The organism is Agrobacterium sp. DKPNP3, from assembly GCF_052686535.1.
The window spans coordinates 1-17961 of record NZ_JBQYSN010000059.1; the positions used below are offsets into that span (position 1 = coordinate 1).

Annotated in this window: 16 protein-coding genes; 10 read left to right on the forward strand and 6 right to left on the reverse strand. The window is 59.0% G+C overall.

Annotated features, from left to right (window positions below):
* Together ACUTJJ_RS16180 and ACUTJJ_RS16185 are read left to right on the forward strand one after the other, a co-directional pair.
* The coding region (locus ACUTJJ_RS16180) for a methyl-accepting chemotaxis protein (protein WP_445542787.1) at window positions 1-1070 on the forward strand (1070 nt) is incomplete at its 5' end.
* A gap of 295 nt (window positions 1071-1365) precedes the next feature.
* Window positions 1366-1845, forward strand: coding sequence for a DUF2938 domain-containing protein (locus ACUTJJ_RS16185; protein WP_445542788.1), 480 nt, complete (start codon window positions 1366-1368; stop codon window positions 1843-1845).
* Window positions 1846-1888: 43 nt separating this feature from the next.
* Here the strand turns inward: ACUTJJ_RS16185 and ypfJ are convergent, their stop codons facing one another.
* Window positions 1889-2797, reverse strand: a complete 909-nt coding sequence (gene ypfJ, locus ACUTJJ_RS16190; RefSeq protein WP_063950641.1) for a KPN_02809 family neutral zinc metallopeptidase — start codon at window positions 2795-2797, stop codon at window positions 1889-1891.
* 96 nt (window positions 2798-2893) lie between these two features.
* Window positions 2894-3382 (reverse strand): DUF2306 domain-containing protein, encoded by a 489-nt coding sequence (locus ACUTJJ_RS16195; protein WP_445542800.1) that lies wholly within the window; start codon window positions 3380-3382, stop codon window positions 2894-2896.
* 48 nt (window positions 3383-3430) lie between these two features.
* Between ACUTJJ_RS16195 and ACUTJJ_RS16200 the strand changes: the two genes are divergently transcribed.
* The 4 genes from ACUTJJ_RS16200 (at window position 3431) to ACUTJJ_RS16215 (ending at window position 9329) form a co-directional block, all read left to right on the forward strand.
* A complete protein-coding gene (locus ACUTJJ_RS16200) occupies window positions 3431-4285 on the forward strand; it encodes a LytTR family DNA-binding domain-containing protein (protein ID WP_445542789.1) in 855 nt (284 codons plus the stop codon).
* Window positions 4286-4443: 158 nt separating this feature from the next.
* Window positions 4444-7932, forward strand: a complete 3489-nt coding sequence (gene carB / locus ACUTJJ_RS16205; protein WP_063950643.1) for a carbamoyl-phosphate synthase large subunit — start codon at window positions 4444-4446, stop codon at window positions 7930-7932.
* A 288-nt stretch (window positions 7933-8220) separates the two neighbouring features.
* Window positions 8221-9138, forward strand: a complete 918-nt coding sequence (locus ACUTJJ_RS16210; protein ID WP_445542790.1) for an SPFH domain-containing protein — start codon at window positions 8221-8223, stop codon at window positions 9136-9138.
* A gap of 5 nt (window positions 9139-9143) precedes the next feature.
* The gene (locus ACUTJJ_RS16215; RefSeq protein WP_063950799.1) at window positions 9144-9329 is read left to right on the forward strand and encodes an Arc family DNA-binding protein; all 186 of its coding nucleotides are present in this window, start codon (window positions 9144-9146) and stop codon (window positions 9327-9329) included.
* A 51-nt stretch (window positions 9330-9380) separates the two neighbouring features.
* On the opposite strand, the gene ACUTJJ_RS16220 is transcribed toward ACUTJJ_RS16215, so the two are convergent.
* The 3 genes from ACUTJJ_RS16220 to ACUTJJ_RS16230 all read right to left on the reverse strand — a co-directional run bounded on the left by ACUTJJ_RS16220 (window position 9381) and on the right by ACUTJJ_RS16230 (window position 13338).
* Window positions 9381-10520 (reverse strand): GGDEF domain-containing protein, encoded by a 1140-nt coding sequence (locus ACUTJJ_RS16220; RefSeq protein WP_445542791.1) that lies wholly within the window; start codon window positions 10518-10520, stop codon window positions 9381-9383.
* Window positions 10521-10657: 137 nt separating this feature from the next.
* Entirely contained in the window at window positions 10658-12106 is a 1449-nt protein-coding gene (locus ACUTJJ_RS16225) for a UdgX family uracil-DNA binding protein (RefSeq protein ID WP_445542792.1), read from the reverse strand.
* Window positions 12106-13338 (reverse strand): putative DNA modification/repair radical SAM protein, encoded by a 1233-nt coding sequence (locus ACUTJJ_RS16230; RefSeq protein WP_144577280.1) that lies wholly within the window; start codon window positions 13336-13338, stop codon window positions 12106-12108. The genes ACUTJJ_RS16225 and ACUTJJ_RS16230 overlap by 1 nt, the downstream gene beginning before the upstream one ends.
* A gap of 221 nt (window positions 13339-13559) precedes the next feature.
* On the opposite strand from ACUTJJ_RS16230, the gene greA reads away from it, so the two are divergent.
* Both greA and ACUTJJ_RS16240 read left to right on the forward strand, forming a co-directional pair.
* On the forward strand, window positions 13560-14036 hold the full coding sequence (greA, locus tag ACUTJJ_RS16235) for a transcription elongation factor GreA (RefSeq protein WP_003522847.1): 477 nt from the start codon (window positions 13560-13562) through the stop codon (window positions 14034-14036).
* Window positions 14037-14123: 87 nt separating this feature from the next.
* The gene (locus ACUTJJ_RS16240; protein ID WP_404496926.1) at window positions 14124-15179 is read left to right on the forward strand and encodes a glycosyltransferase family 4 protein; all 1056 of its coding nucleotides are present in this window, start codon (window positions 14124-14126) and stop codon (window positions 15177-15179) included.
* A 33-nt stretch (window positions 15180-15212) separates the two neighbouring features.
* Here ACUTJJ_RS16240 and ACUTJJ_RS16245 read toward each other — a convergent pair whose 3' ends face one another.
* Window positions 15213-15680 carry an Lrp/AsnC family transcriptional regulator gene (locus ACUTJJ_RS16245; RefSeq protein WP_004430414.1) on the reverse strand — a complete coding sequence of 156 codons (468 nt, stop codon included), beginning with the start codon at window positions 15678-15680 and terminating at the stop codon, window positions 15213-15215.
* Between the two features lie 248 nt (window positions 15681-15928).
* Between ACUTJJ_RS16245 and trxB the strand changes: the two genes are divergently transcribed.
* Complete coding sequence (trxB, locus tag ACUTJJ_RS16250) at window positions 15929-16903, forward strand: thioredoxin-disulfide reductase (RefSeq protein WP_063950648.1); 975 nt, start codon at window positions 15929-15931, stop codon at window positions 16901-16903.
* A gap of 24 nt (window positions 16904-16927) precedes the next feature.
* Window positions 16928-17824, forward strand: coding sequence for a LysR family transcriptional regulator VtlR (locus tag ACUTJJ_RS16255; RefSeq protein ID WP_063950800.1), 897 nt, complete (start codon window positions 16928-16930; stop codon window positions 17822-17824).
* Window positions 17825-17961: the final 137 nt, after the last annotated feature.

A 17961-nucleotide genomic window follows, 5' to 3' on the forward strand; every position in this document is an offset into this window, starting at 1 on the left:
TTGCCGTGTTCCGCTCGAACGCCATGGAGCGCCTGCGGCTTGAAGGAGATGCCGAAGAAAACCGCACGCTTTCAGAACAGGAGCGCAATGAGCGGGAACGACTGGCAGCCAAGGACGCGGCCGATATTCAGTTCGCCGTCGATTCGCTGGCGAAGGGCCTTGCTCATCTTTCCAACGGCGATCTCAATTACCGTATCGATACGCCGTTCGTGTCCCGCATCGACCGCCTGCGCGACGATTTCAACAATTCCGTCGCCAAGCTGAACGCTGCGCTCAGCACCGTCGGGCAGAACGCGCTTGCGATCGATGCCGGCGCCGGTGAAATCCGCCAGTCGGCCGACGATCTGGCACGCCGCACCGAACAGCAGGCGGCTTCAGTTGAAGAAACAGCAGCGGCTCTTGAGGAGATCACGACCACGGTCAAGGATTCCGCGCGCCGCGCCGAAGAAGTCGGCCGTCTGGTTGATCGCGCGCGCAGCAATGCCGAGCAGTCGGGCGTCATCGTGGAAGATGCCGTCCGCGCCATGGAAGGCATCGAGAAATCATCGTCCGAGATCAGCAACATCATCGGCGTCATCGATGAAATCGCGTTCCAGACGAACCTGCTCGCGCTCAACGCCGGTGTCGAAGCCGCCCGCGCCGGTGAAGCCGGCAAAGGATTTGCCGTTGTTGCGCAGGAAGTCCGCGAGCTTGCCCAGCGCTCCGCCAATGCTGCAAAGGAGATCAAGACGCTGATCAATGCCTCGACCTCGCAGGTGCAGTCCGGCGTCGAACTTGTCGGCAATGCCGGCAAGGCGCTGGAAACCATCGTCCGCGAAGTGCAGGAGATCAACCGCCACATCGATGCGATCGTCACCGCATCGCGCGAACAGTCGACCGGCCTTCAGGAAATCAACACCGCCATCAACACCATCGATCAGGGCACGCAGCAGAACGCCGCCATGGTCGAGGAGCAGACGGCAGCAAGCCATGGCCTCGCTTCGGAAGCGGCGGCGCTCAACGAGCTGCTTGCGCAGTTCCAGCTCGCCACGGCCTCGCGGCGGCAGGCGGAATATGGGCGTGCTGCCTAGAGGGAAAACGATGTTGGCCCGGTCATTATACCACCGGATCATGGCCAACCGTCACCCACTCTCGACGTCATCCTCGGGCTTGTCCCGAGGATCCAACACATCTCATATAAAAGATACGATGCAGATGCTCGGGACAAGCCCGAGCATCATGGAGGAGAGGCTCCAGCCTGCTTTTCACGAATCTCATGGCCGGGGCAATCCGGCCATTTTTCTTCGCCACCTCCGGCAATAGACCATTTCCGCCATCGACCCGATCCGCTAGAGCTTGATCGATCATCATCATGGGGAGAAATCTATGCTGGAACTGATTTGGCGCGGCATTGCCATGGGCATTGGCGGCACCGTATTTATGGATATATGGGCAATCGTATTGCACCGGTTCTTTGGCCAGTCCGCCCCCAACTGGGCACCGGTGGGACGCTGGTTCTGGCATGTGCCGAAGGGCCGGATATTTCACGACAGCATCGCCACGGCGGAACCTTATGAGCACGAACTGGCGCTCGGCTGGATCTCACATTACGCGGTCGGCATCCTTTACGGCATCGTTCTCGCGCTGGTCGTCCCAACCGCATGGTTTGCCAATCCGTCCTTCATCGAGCCGTGGATCGTCGGCATCGTTACCGTCGGCGCGGGCTGGTTTCTGCTGCAACCGGGGCTGGGTATCGGCTGGGCGGCAGCGAAGACGCCGAACCCCACAAAGGTTCGCATCATGAACCTTGTCGCCCACACGGTTTTTGCGCTCGGCATGTATGCCGTCGCACTCCTGATGCGTTGATGAAAAAAGGGGGCTCATCGGCCCCCTTTTTCAGTGCTATTTCTCAGATATTAGCCGAGAACGTATCGCAGTCCTCGACACGACCGCTCTGGAAACCGCGCTTGAACCATTCAACGCGCTGCGCCGAGGTGCCGTGGTTGAAACTGTCCGGCACCACGTAACCCTGCGTCTGCTTCTGCAATGTGTCGTCGCCGATCTGGTGGGCGGCGTTCAGGGCCTCCTCGAGATCGCCGGTTTCAAGAATGCCTTTTTGCTCGGTGAACTTGCCCCAGATGCCGGCGTAGCAATCTGCCTGAAGCTCCACGCGCACCGACATCTTGTTCGCATCCGTCTCGCTCATCGACTGGCGGCGACGGTTGAACTCCGGCAGGACGCCCGTCAGGTTCTGGACATGGTGGCCGACCTCATGGGCGATGACGTAGGCCTGCGCAAAATCGCCTGAGGCGCCGAAACGCTTGTCCAGTTCATTAAAGAAGCTGGTGTCGAGATAGACCTTGCGGTCGTTCGGGCAATAGAACGGGCCGCTCGCCGCCGACGCAGAGCCGCAAGCCGAAGCGACCCGGCCTGAAAAGAGCACGAGCGTGGGTTTCTGGTAGGTTTCGCCTGCAGACTGGAAGATGCCGCTCCAGGTGTCTTCCGTCTCAGCGAGCACCGTGCGCACGAAAGCTGTCGTCTCATCTGACGATTGGCCCTGCGGACGGGTGCCGGACTGCTGCGTGGTGCCGCCACCATCCATGGAAAGATCACCGCCGGTCAGCAGTGTCAGCGGGTTGATGCCGAGAACCCAGCTGATCAGAAGGATGACCAGAAGGCCGCCGATGCCGATGCCGCCGCCACGACGGCCGATGGGTATACGCATGCCGCCACGCGAAAACGGATCTCCACCGGGACCCGCGGACATTCCACGACGATCCTCGATATTGTCCGACTGGCGGCGCCCTCTCCATTCCATGATAGTCTCCCCGAAACTTGCCTCAAAAGACACCGTATAACAGCAGTCTAATCAAGTTTGTTCCGGAAGAACATGGTCGATGCGGAAGCGGGTTGGTTAAAGGCCCGGCCGTCGTTTTCTCAAGATGCCAAACCCCAGCAAGACGAGCACAAGCAATGTCATCGTGAGCCAGATCGGACCACCATCGCCATCGCCAAAAACGACGGCATGCATGATGCGACCGGGAATGAAGGTGAAGCCACCAGCAATCACAATGCCGCCGAGATAGACACTCTGCATGATACGTCTGTGGCGTTTGATATCGCCTTGGCGAGCGAAAGACACTGCTTTCAGACAGCCATAGATGGTGAACATGGAGAGCAGGTGGATGGGGCTGAAGCCATAGACCATCCTTATTTCGTGGATGAAGAAGGACGAGATGGACGTCATCACCATCAAGGCCACCCAGACTTTGCCGAGCAGCCGGTGTGTCGCCGTTCCCTTTGGCCTTAGGAAAACGACAATACCGAGAATTGCGGCGGGAACGACGGTGGCGACATGAAACTGCACGGCAAAAGGTGCATCAAGAAGCGGCTGTAGCGACATGGAGAAAGGTGATGTCCCGATTGAAATCATCGGCAACTTCGGCAAAACATGCGGAAAAGAAAAACTCGTTGGCGTCAACTGCAGGAAAACTTCGTGGATCACTCCTATCTGCTATCCACGCTTCGTAGAATGCACACCACCCTGCAATCGCGCCGGCTGTGGCTGACATTTTTCGCCATACTGGCAATCTTCATCCTGACCGGCCCGTTCGGCACCAGCGAAACCATGAGCTTTGCCGACCGGCTGCTCTACTGGACCATTGTGCAGGCTGGTGCCTGGATATTGGCGATCACCTTTTCCACGGTCGCGAGCGACATCCTCGCTGGCAGTATCAACAACATGCTGGCCCGCATGATGATTGGCTCTGTTGCCGCCGCCATGCCGATCGGACTTCTGCTTGCCGTGACGAACCACGTATTCTTCGGTAAAGACCTGGACTTTGCTTCGGCATCCGGGAGCGCCATCTCGGCGCTGCCGCTCTGCGTCATCTTTTGCCTTCTCAGTTATCTCGCCGTCTGCCAGTCGTTGCCCGCAGCCGAAGAGCCGGCTGACGCGGGAAAGAATGATGGCAAAAGCGACGTACCCCTGCTGGAACGCCTGCCGCCGCAGAAGCGCGGTGCACTGCTGCGGCTTTCTGTCGAGGATCATTACACCGAAATCGTCACGACCCGCGGCCGTGAACTCGTGCTTTTACGCTTTGCCGATGCCTTGCGGGAAATCGGTCGTGCGCAAGGCTTGCAGGTCCACCGCTCCCACTGGGTTGCAGATGCGGGCGTGGTGTCGCTTTCAAAAAAATCGGGGCGCTTGTACGTGGTGATGCAGGGCGGCGAGGAAATTCCTGCCAGTCGCCCTTACACCTCGGCGGTACAGGCCCGTTTTGCCGCGCTTGCCCCTGCCCGTTAAGAGTTTCTGTCGATTCCGGAATTTATGGGGTTCCGTTCTCAAAAACATTTGCCTATAAGCCGCTTCTAGCCTGAAAACATTTGAATTGCGCTCCCCGGCCGGTGATCTTCCACCCTGGCCGGTGTTTTGCGCAACCGAAAAGCGGAACGAGAGAGCCCATGCCGAAGCGCCAAGATATCAAGTCCATCCTCATCATCGGCGCGGGACCGATCGTTATCGGTCAGGCATGTGAATTCGATTACTCCGGCACGCAGGCCTGCAAGGCGCTGAAGGAAGAAGGTTACCGGGTCATCCTGGTCAACTCCAACCCGGCCACCATAATGACCGATCCGGGTCTTGCCGACGCCACTTACGTCGAGCCGATTACCCCTGAGGTCGTGGCCAAGATCATTGCCAAGGAGCGCCCGGACGCGCTGCTACCGACCATGGGCGGCCAGACCGCGCTCAACACCGCGCTTTCTCTCAAGCGCATGGGCGTTCTCGACCGCTACAATGTCGAAATGATCGGCGCAAAGCCCGAAGCCATCGACATGGCCGAAGACCGCGCCCTATTCCGCGAAGCCATGGCCCGCATCGGCCTTGAAACCCCGCGCTCGATGCTCGCCAACGCCACCGAAATCAAGGATGCCGACCGCAAGAAGCATGAAGCTGCGCGGGCGGAACTGAAGGGCAAGCTCTCCGGCCCGGACCTCGACAAGGCGCTGGACGAGCTGGAAAACCAGTGGAACCTCGGCGAAACCGACCGCAAGCAGCGTTACATGGCCCACGCCATGGCCATTGCCGCCCAGGCGATCGATCATGTCGGCCTGCCCGCCATCATCCGCCCATCCTTCACGCTCGGCGGCACCGGCGGCGGCATCGCCTATAACCGTTCGGAATTCTTCGACATCGTCTCTGGTGGTCTCGACGCCTCGCCGACCACGGAAGTTCTGGTCGAAGAATCGGTTCTTGGCTGGAAGGAATATGAGATGGAGGTCGTCCGCGACAAGGCGGACAATTGCATTATCATCTGCTCCATCGAAAACATCGATCCGATGGGCGTCCATACCGGCGACTCGATCACCGTCGCGCCGGCGCTGACGCTGACGGACAAGGAATATCAGATCATGCGCAACGCCTCGATTGCGGTGCTGCGTGAGATCGGCGTTGAGACCGGCGGCTCCAACGTGCAGTTCGCCGTCAATCCCAAGGATGGCCGCCTCGTCGTCATCGAAATGAACCCGCGCGTGTCGCGCTCTTCTGCGCTGGCTTCCAAGGCAACCGGCTTCCCGATCGCCAAGATCGCCGCCAAACTCGCTATCGGTTACACGCTGGACGAGCTGGAAAACGACATTACCGGCGGTGCGACCCCGGCATCGTTCGAACCCTCCATCGACTACGTCGTCACCAAGATCCCGCGTTTCGCCTTCGAGAAATTCCCCGGCGCCTCGCCAATCCTCACCACCGCCATGAAGTCGGTTGGTGAAGTCATGGCCATCGGCCGCACCTTCGCGGAATCGCTGCAGAAAGCGCTACGTGGCCTCGAAACCGGTCTCACCGGTCTCGATGAAATCGAAATTCCCGGCTTCGAAGAAGGCGAAGGCTCCAAGAACGCGATCCGCGCCGCAATCGGCACACCGACGCCGGATCGCCTGCGCATGGTCGTCCAGGCGCTGCGCATGGGCATGAGCGAAGAGGAAGTCCACGAAAACTCGAAGATCGACCCGTGGTTCATCGCACAGTTCAAGGCCATCGTGGATACGGAAGCCCGCATCCGCGAGCATGGGCTGCCGCAGGATGCCGAAAATCTGCGCATGCTGAAAGCCATGGGCTTCTCCGACGCCCGCCTCGCCAGCCTGACGTCCAAGCGCCCGAAGGAAGTGGCCGAGCTGCGCAACAGCCTGAACGTGCGCCCAGTCTTCAAGCGCATCGACACCTGTGCAGCCGAGTTCGCCTCGCCGACTGCTTACATGTATTCGACCTATGAAATTCCCTTCGTCGGCGCCGCCCGCTCTGAAGCACAGGTCTCCGACCGCAAGAAGGTGGTCATCCTCGGCGGCGGTCCGAACCGTATCGGTCAGGGCATCGAGTTCGATTATTGCTGCTGCCACGCCGCCTTCGCACTGAAGGACGCCGGCTTTGAAGCGATCATGATCAACTGCAACCCGGAAACGGTATCCACCGACTACGACACCTCTGACCGCCTCTATTTCGAGCCGCTGACGGCTGAAGACGTGATCGAGATCATGCGCGCCGAACAGGAAAAGGGTGAGCTCGTCGGCGTCATCGTGCAGTTCGGCGGCCAGACCCCGCTGAAGCTCGCAGAAGCGCTTGAAAAGAACGGTATTCCGATCCTCGGCACCGCGCCTGACATGATCGACCTCGCAGAAGACCGCGATCGCTTCCAGAAGCTGCTGATGAAGCTCGATCTCGCCCAGCCGAACAACGGCATCGCCTATTCGGTCGAGCAGGCCCGCCTCGTCGCCTCGGAAATCGGCTTCCCGCTGGTCGTTCGCCCGTCCTACGTTCTGGGTGGCCGCGCCATGCAGATCATCCATTCGGAAGGTCAGCTCCAGACCTACCTGCTCGACACGGTTCCGGGGCTCGTTCCCGAAGACATCAAGCAGCGTTACCCGAACGACAAGACCGGCCAGATCAACACCCTGCTCGGCAAGAACCCACTGCTGTTCGACAGCTACCTGACCAACGCCGTCGAAGTGGACGTCGACGCGCTGTGCGATGGCGAAAACGTCTTCGTATCCGGCATCATGGAGCACATCGAAGAGGCCGGCATCCACTCGGGCGACTCGGCCTGCTCGCTGCCTTCGCGTTCGCTGTCGAAGGAAACGCTCGACGAACTGGAACGCCAGACGACCGCTCTTGCCAAGGCGCTCAAGGTTGGCGGCCTGATGAACGTTCAATACGCCATCAAGGACGGCACGATCTACGTTCTCGAAGTCAACCCGCGCGCTTCGCGTACCGTGCCTTTCGTTGCCAAGACCATTGGCGCGCCGATCGCCAAGATCGCCGCCCGCGTCATGGCCGGCGAAAAGCTTGGCCCGGCAATTGCCGCTTATGGCGAAAAGCCCGATCCGCGTAACCTCAAGCACATTGCCGTCAAGGAAGCTGTGTTCCCCTTCGCGCGCTTCCCCGGCGTCGACATCCTGCTTGGACCGGAAATGCGCTCGACCGGTGAAGTCATCGGCCTCGACACGGATTTCGCGCTCGCCTTCGCCAAGAGCCAGCTCGGCGCCGGTGTCGACCTGCCGCGCTCCGGCGCGGTCTTCGTCTCGGTCCGTGACGAGGACAAGGAAGGCGTTCTGCCCGCCATCCGCATTCTCGTGGAAAGCGGATTCAGAGTGCTGGCGACCGGCGGCACCCAGCGTTTCCTTGCCGAAAAGGGCATCAACGCCGAGAAGATCAACAAGGTGCAGGAAGGCCGTCCGCATATCGAAGACGCCATCCGCAACCGTCAGGTCCAGCTGGTCATCAACACCACCGACAGCAACAAGGCGATTTCGGACAGCAAATCGCTGCGCCGCGCAACGCTGATGCAGAAGGTGCCTTATTACACGACGATGGCCGGCGCAGAAGCCGCAGCCCTGGCCATCCAGGCGCTAAAGGCCGGCAACCTCGAAGTGAAGCCGCTGCAGAGCTACTTCAACTAAGTACTCCGAGTTCAGCCCTCTATAAAACGCCGCGAGCCACCGGGCTCGCGGCGTTTTACATTGCGTAATCCAGCTGTCATCCGGCAGCGGTATCAAGACCGCGATCCCCGCGCATCGTCGGCAGTGAGGTCTGCAAGACCGGATAACGCGGTTCCCTTAAATGAACCGACCATGCGTCAGCGGCAATGTCGACGCGCCAGGCCCTTCAAAAGCAATCAGCCTCAACAACCGTCTTGATCCGACACCAATTTATGATATCATAAATACATCATTTTTTATGAGGTTTTCATGTCGTCTTCTATTACAGATAAACCGGTTTCCACCCACCACGGCTATGTTGCCGTAAGTCTGATCATTGCGGCGATCGCCATTGCCATCGGCATGCTCGCCTATCAGATCCATATCTGGCAGTCGTTCGGCGCGTTTTCCGTCCTGCCACTGCTGGTCTCGGCCCTGCTGATTGGCGTCGCGGTCCTCATCGGCTTCGGTGTCTTCATGATCCAGCCGAACGAAAGCGCAGTCTTTACCCTCTTCGGCAAATATCAGGGCACCGATCAGTCGGCCGGGCTTCGCTGGATGAATCCCTTCTTCAGCATTCAGCGTATCTCCCGTCGTCTCCAGACCCACCACATTGAATCGATCAAGGTCAATGATGCGGCGGGCAATCCCATCGAGATCGGAGCCGCGCTTGTTTGGCATGTCGGAGATTTCGCAAAGGCGCTTCTGGAAGTCGACGATTTCAAGAATTTCGTCGCCATGCAGGCAGAAACCGCCCTTCGCAAAATCGCCAGCCAGCACCCTTATGACAACTGGTTAGGAGGTGACGAGGGATCTGGCGCTCAGGCTATCGTTTCGCTGCGCGATGGCGGGGAAGATATAACCGTCAACCTCGTTGCTGAACTGCGCAACCGGGTCGCCGCCGCGGGCATCGAGGTCACCGACGCCCGCATCACGCACCTTGCCTACGCACCGGAAATCGCAAGCTCCATGCTGCGACGCCAGCAGGCGGCGGCGGTCATCGCGGCGCGACGCACGATCGTCAAGGGTGCCGTTGAGCTTGTAAAGGAAGCGCTTATGGGCTTGAAAGAGAAGAACATCCAAATCGACCACGAACGTCAGGCCGCCATGGTCTCCAACATGCTTGTCGTCCTCGTCGGCGAAAAGGACGCAACGCCGGTTATCAACGCCGGAACATTGTACGGATAAAATTGATGGCAGGGCGCCCGCCCGGTCCCGAGCGAACAGCATTTCCGCTCCGGATCGAACCTAAAATTCTCGAAGCGGTCAAACGCTCTGCAAGTTCAGACTTGCGGAGCGTCAACGCTCAGATCGAAATCCTGCTGCGCGAAGCGCTCTCCCGGCGGGGCGTGCTGGGCAAGAGCGACGACGGGTCTTAGCCGCCGCGACGAGAACATACTGATGCTTGACCATGTCTGCACTGGAGTTCTTCAGGCGGCCAGCGCTTCCCGCACACAGTTTCGGCCTTCGCTCTTGGCCCGATAGAGCGCGCGGTCAGCCATCTCGGCCAGTGCCTGGAGATCACAATCCGTCTCGCCGCCCGTGGCGACGCCGATGCTGATGGTCACGGCGATCCGCAACCCGCCACAATCCACTTCGTTTAATGCGACCGCGTTGCGAATGCGCTCTCCGATCATCGTGGCCCGTTCGCTGCCTGCGCTGGGAAGAAAAATGATAAACTCCTCGCCGCCATATCGGGCGAGCACGTCCCCTCCCCTGATACTGCCGCCAATGCGCTTCGCCACTTCCTGCAGCACGCTATCTCCGACCGCATGGCCGAAACGATCGTTGATGGACTTGAAGTGATCGATATCCAGCAGCATCGCCGCGTCTGTCGGTTCAGGCTTTGCCGGCATCGTCTGGAAGAAAAAGCGCCTGTTCTTTACGCCCGTGAGCGGATCGGTATTGGCAAGCACCAGGAGTTTTCGTTCGGAGCGTTCCGCAACCAGCATCATCACGAAGAGAGCGATCGCAAAATTCAGCATGATGATGAGGAAAAACGCATTGACGATGTTGATGGAGGCGAGGGAGGGCGAAAGCAGGCCTTTGACCACTGAAAGCGAAATCAGCCCGGAAAGACCGGTGATGACACCAAGAGCAACACGCGAAAGCAGCGGCTCCTTCTGCCAACCGATAAGCAGCACCCATGCTGCACTAAGATAGGCCAGCGCCGCGCATGCGTTGAAGAGCATCGCGCGCAACGCATTGTTCTCCGCCACCTGAAAGGCAATGATGATGCCGATCACGGCGACGAGACAGGTCATCATCAAGGTCTTGCGCGTCACCCTTCGCCCATCGCTCAGTGTCTTTAGGCCGAGCCAGATCAGCATGTAACCCGCGATGCCGAAGATGACGCTGCCGAGCTGCCACACGGCGGGCGGCACGATTTTCCACTCGCCATAGCCGGCAAGCGTGGAGCCCACCGTCATTGCCGCAAAACCCGCCGCCAGCGTAATGGGGCCACGCAGCCCCCTGTTGGTCAGCATCAAATAGATGAAACTCAACAGGCCCACGATATAGGAACATTTCTGCATCAATATGACTGTTGCAAGGTCAAGTTCGCCAAGCATAATATGTCCATCTATAAATATTTTGACGGGACATATAAAGTGAATCGCATAAGTTTCAATTAAAACGAAAACTTAACGACACGTAAAAACACGCGCCGCGGGTTCCGTCATGAATAAAGGCAATCCCGTACGTAAATTTATTCGAATTTACTCACATAAAGCATGTCGTTCTTGAATTTCATCATTTCCATATCTTTTCGCTGTGCATCGGGGATGCGAAGAAGATAGGAAGGGTGCACGGTGATAAAAAGCGTCCTGCCCTCGTCTATCGGCAGCGGACGACCGCGCAACTCCGTGACTTTCTCCTTGCTGCCGGTCAGTGCGTAATGCGCCGTCGCACCCATGGCGACGATGAGCTTCGGCCGCACGAGCGCGATTTCCTGATTGAGCCACCAACGGCACTGCTCAACTTCACCGGCATTCGGCCGCTGGTGAATGCGCCGTTTGCCGCGGGATTCATATTTGAAGTGTTTGACGGCATTGGTGACGTAAAGGCTGTTGCGCTCGATGCCCACCTCGGCAAGCGTGCGATCAAAAAGCTGGCCAGCGGGACCGACAAAGGGTTTGCCTGCAAGATCCTCGTGATCACCGGGTTGCTCGCCAACGATCATGATCTTTGCGTTTTCAGGACCGGCGCCGAATACCGTCTGAGTGGCATTGCAATGCAACGGGCAGCGCGTGCAATGACTTGCCTCCCGCGCCAGCGAGGTGAGCGTGCCATCAGGCACCGGTTGCGGCATCTCACGCGCAGCCGCTGCCGCCTGCAGCCTATGGTGAAACGGCTGCGGCTGGCTTGCCGCCTTGGCAGCCATCTCCAGCACCCGCGCCTCCGCGCCGAGAATAAGGTCGGGAATGAGATCGGCCTCGGGCAGGTTCTTCCAGTATTTTTTCGGCATTTCCGCCGTCATGGCTTTGATTTTGAGACGCGCCGGATTGAATATATTGGCGTAATAGGTCCGCCATAGTTCATCCGTCTCATCGGTGAGATCGGGCTTCTCGACTGGCTGCCGCGACGTCTGAAGCGCGGTACCATCCCAACGCGCAGACCCGTGCGGCGTGGCGATCAGCCAGTCCATGTCGGTAAATCGGCGCTGAAAAAACGGCGCTGTCCGCTCCACGATGAAATGGTCCGGCTCAAACCAGGCGATAAACCGCCGCCGCCCACCCTGCCCTTGCGGCAGAGGCAACTCCTTGAAACGAACGAAAGCCGTCATCTTGTGACAGTCGCGGCGCACCGATTTCTCCAGTAGCCGCGCCTCGGCGACATCTGGGTCCGACTTGAACTGCAACAGGGCGCGATCCTGCCTCAGCCGCCACAACAGCCTGTAAAGCAAAGCAAAACGCCCGGGATCGCTGTGGCAGATGACCGCCTGCGCAAGCGCAACAAACGAAGCCGGCACGGAAATCTCGGCAGTGCCCGGCTTGAACGGAGGGAGAGGATCGCCGGCAAAGTCCAGCAACCCGGCCATGTCCCCGCGTAACCGCCAGTCGATCCGCTCGGGTGGGATATCCCCGGCAAGTGCCGCCCGGGCAGCGTCCCGCCACTCGCCAAACTCGCCCCGCCCTTCAAGGATCGGCCCATACATCACAGAAGCGACAATTGTTCAGGCTGCGGCGCAAACATGGCGCGAAGATCCGGCCGCTCGGTCAGCTTGCCCGGCGTCCAGCCCTCCGCAACGATAAAGGCCTTCACCTTCTTGAGAGAAACGCCAAAGCGGGCGACATCCTCCAGCCTTAACCGCCGGAAGCGCCGCGAAGACAGGATGGACGCGACCGTCTTCGTGCCGAAACCAGGGACACGCAGGAGGATTTCACGATCTGCAACGTTGATATCCACGGGGAACCGCTCACGATGTTTCAAGGCCCAGGCAAGCTTCGGATCAATATCGAGATCAAGCATGCCGTCTCCGCCAATCGCCGTGATTTCGCCGATATCGAAACCGTAAAAGCGATAAAGCCAATCGGCCTGGTAAAGCCTATGCTCTCGCATCAGCGGCGGCTTGATGAGCGGCAGGTTTTTCGATGAATCCGGAATGGGGCTGAAGGCCGAATAATAGACGCGTCGCAAGCCGTAGCTGCCATAGAGCCGGGCGCTGGTGGAGAGAATGGTGCTGTCGTCAGCCCCATCGGCACCCACGATCATCTGCGTGCTCTGCCCGGCCGGGGCAAAACGCTTGGTCTTTCTCGTCCTGACAGTCGGCTCCCCCGCCTCCTCTATCTTCAACCGGATATCAGCCATCGAGCGGCGGATGTTGGCCGGCTGCTTCTCCGGTGCGAAACGGCCAATGCCGCTGTCGGTCGGCAATTCGATATTGATCGAAAGGCGGTCCGCATAAAGCCCTGCCTCCTCGATGAGTTTGGGTGATGCTTCCGGAATGGATTTCAGATGGATGTAACCGCGAAAACCATGCGTCACGCGCAACTCACGAGCAACGCGCACCATCTCTTCCATCGTATGATCTGACGACCGGATGATGCCCGACGACAGGAAAAGCCCCTCAATGTAGTTGCGCCGGTAGAACTCGAGCGTAAGCCAGACCACTTCTTCCGGCGTGAAGCGCGCCCGCTCCACATTGCTGGACGACCGGTTGATGCAATAGGCACAATCATAAATGCAGAAATTGGTGAGCAAGATCTTCAGGAGCGAAATGCAGCGTCCATCGGGAGCGTAAGCATGGCAAATGCCCGACCCCTCCGTGGAACCCAGGCCGCCCGATGCTGCAGAGTTTCGTTTGGTCGTGCCACTCGATGCGCAGGACGCGTCGTACTTCGCTGCGTCGGAGAGAATGGCCAGCCGTTGCCTGATCGACTTCTTCATGGGTATGTTCTCTATATGTTCTATTGAAGATTGTCAATCTTGGGGAACAAGATGTTGATAATATTATGGAATAATCACGCCTGAAATTTGCTGGCCTTTCGCGGTCGTCTTCTGATATAGTCGGCTCAGATTTGATTTTGGCATGGTTCCGGAGTTCCTCTCCGGAACCTGTTTCTTTTTGTGTCTGCAAGTAAAGCGACCGGAATGCGAAGGATAAAAAAATGGTAGAAAAAGTACCGATGACTCAGGGTGGATTCGTCAAGCTTCAGGAGGAGCTTCGCTGGCGCCAGCAGGAGGAACGCCCCCGTATCATCGAGGCGATTGCGGAAGCGCGCGCTCACGGCGACCTTTCGGAAAATGCCGAGTACCATGCTGCCAAGGAAGCCCAGAGCCACAATGAAGGCCGCATCACCGAACTCGAGGACCTGACGGCGCGCGCCGAAGTCATCGACCTGTCGAAAATGTCGGGCTCGAAGATCAAGTTCGGCGCCACGGTCAAGCTGGTTGACGAAGACAGCGATGAGGAAAAGACCTACCAGATCGTCGGCGATCAGGAGGCCGACGTGAAGGCCGGCCGCATCTCCATCTCTTCCCCCATCGCCCGCGCCCTGATCGGCAAGGAAGTCGGCGACAGCATCGAAGTCAACGCGCCTGGCGGCGCCAAGGGCTACGAAATTCTCGCGGTTCAATGGGGCTGATCAGTCCCCATGCAATGCGCCCATCGGGGCGCATTGTTTTTTAGCGCCACAGATTTTTGAAATCAGCCGCAGAGACGGAAGCCGAGCTTGTCCAACGTCAGTCTGAAAGATGTGCAGGTGCTTGCGCCAAATTTCAAGCGCAGGCTCTCCGGCGTAACCTCCACCATCGTTCAACTGATACCGGTGCAGAACCGGCTGGGGCAGAAGGTTGCCGTCATCGGTCCCGGTCTGCCGCCGCATCTGCCGCATGTTCGCTTTCGCGACCTTTGGCAGCTATGGCGAAATGGCCCGTTTGGCGGCCCGCGCGTGTGGCATGCACGCCGTAACCTGGAAATGCTGCCCGGCATCATCATGCGGGATGTGCTGCGCATGAAGGTGAAGCTGCTCTTTACCTCCGCGGCGCAGAGGCGACATTCTGCCTATACGCGCTTCCTGATTTCGAAGATGGATGCCGTTGTTGCCACCAACGGGCGTTCCGGCTCGTTTCTGGAAGTGCCGCATCGAGTCGTCATGCACGGCGTCGATACCGATCTCTTCCATCCCCCAGCGGGCCCGGACGACACGATGGCAGCAGCGGGCCTGCCGGGACACTATCTCATCGGCTGCTTCGGACGCGTGCGCCATCAGAAGGGCACGGACCTGTTCGTGCGTGCGATGATCGAACTGTTGCCGCATTATCCTGAGTGGACGGCGGTTGTTTCCGGGCGGGTGACGAAGGAACACACGGATTTTGGCGACAAGCTCGTCGCCGATGTCGAAGCGGCCGGCCTGGCGGAGCGTATCGTCTTTCAGGGCGAGGTTGACGACATCAAGCCGTGGTACCGGCGCTTGAGCCTTTACGTCGCACCATCGCGCAACGAAGGTTTCGGTCTCACGCCGCTCGAAGCCATGGCCTCGCAGACAGCCGTGGTTGCGAGCAATGCCGGCGCCTATGAAGAAATGATTGTGGAGGGCCAGACCGGCGCCGTTGTCGCGGCGGGAGATTACCCAGCACTCCGCGATGCGATAAAGCCTTATCTTGCCGATCCCGATCGCGCAAAGGCTCATGGCAGCGCCGGGCTCGCCCATGTCCGCAGGGCTTTTCCGCTTGAAAAAGAAGCGACCAGCCTGGGCGACGTCTACGACGCCCTACGGCGTGCGTGACGCGGCCAGCGCGTCAACTGCGACTGGTTCGGATCAGATTTCCACGAGGCCGACGCGCTTGACCTGACGGATGGTCAGCATCGTGCGCACCGTGTCGACGTTCTCATCCGCGGTGAGGACCTCGATGACGAAATCCTGAAACTCCGTCAGGTTTTTTGCCACGCAATGCAGCAGGAAGTCGCTTTCGCCTGAGACCATCCAGGCCTGCCGCACCAGTGACCAGCCGGCGGTTGCCGCCGCGAAAGCCTTCAGATTGCTGTCCGACTGTCGCTTGAGGCCGATCATGCAGAAGGCGACAAGATCGAAACCGAGCTTCGGGGCATTCAACATGGCGTGATATCCCTCGATCACGCCCGCCTCTTCCAGCTTGCGAACGCGTCTCAGGCACGGGGGAGCCGAGATGCCGACCCGTTCGGCGAGTTCCACATTGGTCATGCGCCCGTCGCGCTGCAATTCGCGCAGGATTTTCAGATCGATGGCATCGAGTTCGACGCTGGTCACGAAAGAGTACCTCGTTAAGGTGGAGAACTTCCTTGTACTATCCGGCGCGGGATTCGCAACATTATGACGCTGCCCGGTCACAAAATTGCGCAGACATCCACAACTGCCTTGTTGGTAACGCAAGGCTGCCCTTGAATAAAGACACTAGACAACCTTAAATACCGGGCAACGAAGGGGTTGCGGCCCGTCCGCCGTCCTGCGGCTGGAGTGCATGGCGCAAAGGCCCGTTATTGAGAAGGAAGGTTTCCATGACTGCCCGCCACACGAAGGTATTGATCATTGGCTCCGGTCCCGCCGGATACACGGCAGCGATCTACGCCGCCCGCGCCATGCTGAAACCCGTGCTGATTGCCGGCATGGAACAGGGCGGTCAGTTGATGATCACCACCGATGTCGAGAACTATCCGGGTTTTGCCGATCCCATCCAGGGTCCCTGGCTGATGGACCAGATGCTGAAGCAGGCAACCCATGTGGGCGCGGAAATCGTCAGCGACCTCGTGACCGAAGTCGAAACCAACGTACGGCCGTTCGTGGTGAAGACTGATTCCGGTCAGGTCTGGACCGCCGATACGCTGATCATCGCCACCGGCGCCAAGGCCAAGTGGCTCGGCATTGAGAGCGAGCAGCATTTCCAGGGTTTTGGCGTCTCCGCCTGCGCCACCTGCGATGGGTTCTTCTATCGCAACAAGGATGTGATCGTGGTCGGCGGCGGCAATTCCGCCGTGGAAGAGGCGCTCTATCTTGCCCATATCGCCAAGACGGTAACCGTCGTGCACCGCCGCGACAGCTTCCGTTCGGAAAAAATCCTGCAGGAGCGCTTGTTCGCCAAGGAAAACGTCAACATCCTCTGGAACACGGAAGTCGCTGAAATTACCGGTGCGCCGGCAAAGCCGCCAATGCCACCTTCCGTTTCCGGCGTGAAGCTGCGTGACACCAGGACGGGCGCGATCAACGACATGCCTGTTGATGGCGTCTTCGTCGCCATCGGCCACGCCCCTGCGGTCGAACTCTTCAAGGGCAAGGTGAAGCTGAAGGACAATGGCTATATGTGGACGGCCCCCGATTCCACCGCCACCGACGTGGAAGGCATCTTTGCCGCCGGCGACGTCACCGACGACATCTATCGTCAGGCGATCACTGCCGCCGGGATGGGCTGCATGGCGGCGCTGGAAGCGGAACGTTACCTCACCGCGCATCAACCGCTTGCAGTTGCAGCGGAATAACCGAAAGGCAGGATAGGCATGGCAATGCCATTGGACTGGGATAAACTGCGCATTTTTCATGCCGCAGCCGAAGCAGGGTCGTTCACCCATGCTGCTGACAAGCTGCACTTGTCCCAGTCGGCCATCAGCCGTCAGGTCAGCGCGCTGGAGCAGGATGTCGGCGTCAAGCTGTTCCATCGCCATGCCCGCGGCCTCATCCTCACCGAACAGGGTGAGTTGCTCTACCGCACCGCTCACGACGTGTTGCTGAAACTTGAAACCGTCAAGATGCAGCTCACCGAAACGACGGAGAAGCCGAGCGGCAAGCTGCGCGTCACGACGACCGTCGGCCTCGGCCAGGGGTGGCTGACGGACAAGGTGCAGGAGTTTCTTCAGCTCTATCCGGAAATGTCGATCCAGCTGATCCTCGACAATGAGGAGCTGGACGTAAACATGCGTCACGCCGATTGCGCGATCCGCCTGCGCCAGCCGCAGCAGTCGGACCTCATTCAGCGAAAGCTGTTCACCGTGCACATGCACGTCTATGCTGCGCCGTCCTATATCAACAGATACGGCGAACCACAGTCGATCGAAGACCTCGATAATCACCGCATCATTTCCTTCGGTGAACCGGCGCCAAACTACCTGCTTGATGTCAACTGGCTGGAAAATGCCGGACGCTCCTCCGACAATACGCGCACGCCGCACCTGCAGATCAACAGCCAGACCTCGATCAAGCGGGCCTGCCTGCTGGGAATCGGTATTGCCTGCCTGCCGGATTATATCGTTGGCCGCGATCCCGGCCTCATCCAGCTTTCCCTCGCGGCCGACATCCCGTCATTCGATACGTATTTCTGCTATCCCGACGAGATGAAAAACGCTGCAAAGCTGAAGGCCTTCCGTGATTTCATCGTCGCCAAGGCCCGGAACTGGAACTTCTGACGGAAAAATAATCGCGGTTAGAAGATAGTCTATAAGATTCATAGCCTTAAGACCCTAAAAGTGAGAGGGGTGCGCGAGCGCCCTTCGTTAGCTTTGCACATAAATTATACCGGAAATATCGAGGGCTGCACGGTGCG